Source organism: Aeromonas sp. ANP5, from assembly GCF_963870295.1.
Classification (GTDB): domain Bacteria; phylum Pseudomonadota; class Gammaproteobacteria; order Enterobacterales; family Aeromonadaceae; genus Aeromonas; species Aeromonas veronii.
In genome coordinates this window covers 1-2,545 of record NZ_CAWMRY010000073.1, presented here as the reverse complement: position 1 = coordinate 2,545, position 2,545 = coordinate 1, and the positions used below count along the sequence as shown (strand labels likewise).

Annotated in this window: 2 protein-coding genes and 1 pseudogene; all 3 read right to left on the bottom strand. The window is 59.6% G+C overall.

Going from position 1 to position 2,545, the window contains the following annotated elements:
* Positions 1-36 precede the first annotated feature (36 nt).
* Positions 37-753: a purine-nucleoside phosphorylase gene (gene deoD / locus AACT07_RS22210; RefSeq protein ID WP_005340471.1), complete on the bottom strand. Its 717-nt coding sequence runs from the start codon at positions 751-753 to the stop codon at positions 37-39.
* 76 nt (positions 754-829) lie between these two features.
* Complete coding sequence (locus AACT07_RS22205) at positions 830-2,038, bottom strand: phosphopentomutase (RefSeq protein ID WP_069530076.1); 1,209 nt, start codon at positions 2,036-2,038, stop codon at positions 830-832.
* 14 nt (positions 2,039-2,052) lie between these two features.
* A pseudogene (locus AACT07_RS22200) lies at positions 2,053-2,545 on the bottom strand (thymidine phosphorylase); the annotation flags it as partial.

The following is a 2,545-nucleotide window of genomic DNA, read 5'->3' as shown; positions in this document are numbered from 1 at the left end:
CGGCCCGCAGGCCGCCGTTTCTTATTCGCAAGGGAATTACTTGTCGCCCAGCAGGACGGAATCCAGCGCGATTTCGATCATGTCGTTGAAGGTCAGCTGACGCTCTTCAGAGGTGGTCTGCTCACCGGTACGGATATGGTCGGAAACGGTGCAGATGGTCAGCGCCTTGGCACCGTACTCTGCGGCCACGCCGTAGATACCGGCGGCTTCCATCTCGACACCCAGGATGCCGTATTTTTCCATGACGTCGAACATGGAGGGGTCCGGAGTGTAGAACAGGTCGGCAGAGAAGATGTTACCGACGCGCACGGCAACGCCCTTGTTCTTGGCGGCCTGCACGGCATTGGCAACCAGGTCGAAGTCGGCGATGGCAGCGAAGTCGTGATCCTTGAAGCGCAGACGGTTTACTTTGGAGTCGGTGCAGGCACCCATACCGATTACCACGTCACGCAGTTTCACGTCTTCACGCACGGCGCCACAGGAGCCCACACGGATCAGGGTTTTCACACCGTAATCGGTGATCAGCTCTTTTGCGTAGATGGAGCAGGACGGGATACCCATGCCGTGACCCATGACGGAGATACGACGGCCCTTGTAGGTACCGGTGAAACCGAACATGTTGCGCACGTCGCAGATCTGCTCGACGTTCTCCAGGAAAGTTTCAGCGATGTACTTGGCGCGCAGGGGGTCGCCCGGCATCAGCACGGTATCAGCAAAGGCGCCATCTTTCGCATTGATATGAGGAGTTGCCATTCTCTTGATTCCTTCACACTAGGTTGAGTTTTATTGTTTTATAAATTGCCCGCCGCCGAAGTGGCGGGCGGGTAAATTACAGGAAGCTGGTACCGTATGCCAGTTTCGGCAGGTCATGGTAAGCCGCGATGCTCTGGCCGATATCGGCAAAGGTCTCGCGACGACCGACGGAGCCAGCCTTGACCGGCTTGCCGAAGAACAGCACCGGAATGTATTCGCGGGTGTGGTCGGTACCACCCCAGGTCGGGTCACAGCCGTGGTCGGCAGTCAGCACCACCACGTCGCCATCTTGCAGCAGCTCAAACAGCTCCGGCAGGCGGGAATCGAAATACTCCAGCGCACCGGCATAACCGGCAACATCACGGCGGTGGCCGTAGGAGGAGTCGAAGTCCACAAAGTTGGTGAAGACGATGGTGTTGTCACCAGCCGCTTTCACCTCTTCCAGCGTGCGATCCCACAGCTCGGTCAGACCGGTCCCTTTCACCTGCTTGGTGATGCCCTGTTGGGCATAGATGTCGGCGATCTTGCCGATGGAGACCACCTGACCGCCCGCATCTTTCATGTAATCCAGCACGGTCGGCGCCGGCGGCAGCACTGAGTAGTCGTGACGGTTGCCGGTACGCTTGAAGTTGCCCTTGCCAGTACCTACGAACGGACGCGCAATCACGCGGCCGATGTTGTAGGGCTCCAGCAACTCGCGCACTATGTGGCACAGCTCATAGAGCTTCTCGAGGCCATAGGTCTCTTCGTGGCAGGCAATCTGGAACACGGAGTCGGCAGAGGTGTAGAGGATCGGCTTGCCGGTGCGCATGTGCTCTTCGCCCAGATCGTCCAGCACCTGGGTACCGGAAGCGTGGCAGTTGCCCAGATAGCCCGGCAGACCAGCCTTCTCGACGATGGCGTCCAGCAGCTCCTGCGGGAAGCTGTTGTGGTGATCCTTGAAGTAGCCCCACTCGAACAGCACGGGCACACCAGCGATCTCCCAGTGACCGGACGGGGTGTCCTTGCCGGAGGAGAGCTCCTGAGCAAAGCCATAGGCACCGACCACTTCGATATCTTTCTTCAGCCCTTCCGGGAAGTAGCCGGAGGCCTGCTCGCAGGCGTGGCCCAGACCCAGCTTGTTGAGGTTGGGCAGATTGAGAGCGCCACGGCCTTCAATTTCACCTGCCGCACACGCCTTGGCGATATGGCCAAGGGTGTTGGCGCCCACATCTCCGAACTTGTCGGCGTCGGCAGCAGCGCCAATACCGAAAGAGTCCATCATCAGAATAAAGGTACGTTTCATGGGTCTTCCCCTTGTTACAAATCGGCCAGGGTGATACGGCGGTACACTTCAGGCAGTGCCTCCGGCCGCTCGCCACCAATCCGGACAGCCGCCTGCACCATGCTGGCAGCCTGAGCATATTGCTCTTCAGTCTGAGCGTGGATCATCGCGATCGGCTTGTCAGCATCAACGCTTTGACCCAGGCGGATAAAGTCGGTCAGACCGACCGCATAATCAAGTTTGTCACAGGCAGCGCGGCGACCACCGCCCATCGCCACCACAGCCAGACCCAGCTCGCGGGTATCCATGGCGGTCACGAAGCCGCTGTTGGCCGCGAAAACCGGGCGTACGATGGCTGCCTTGGGCAGGTAAGCGTCGTAACGCTCCATGAAATCGGCCGGGCCACCGAGACCAGTCACCATGCGACCGAAGATCTCGGCCGCCTTGCCGTTATCCAGCACTGCCTGCAGCTTGGCACGGGCATCGCGCTCGTCGCTGGCAAGACCGGCGGAGATCAGCATCTCGGCA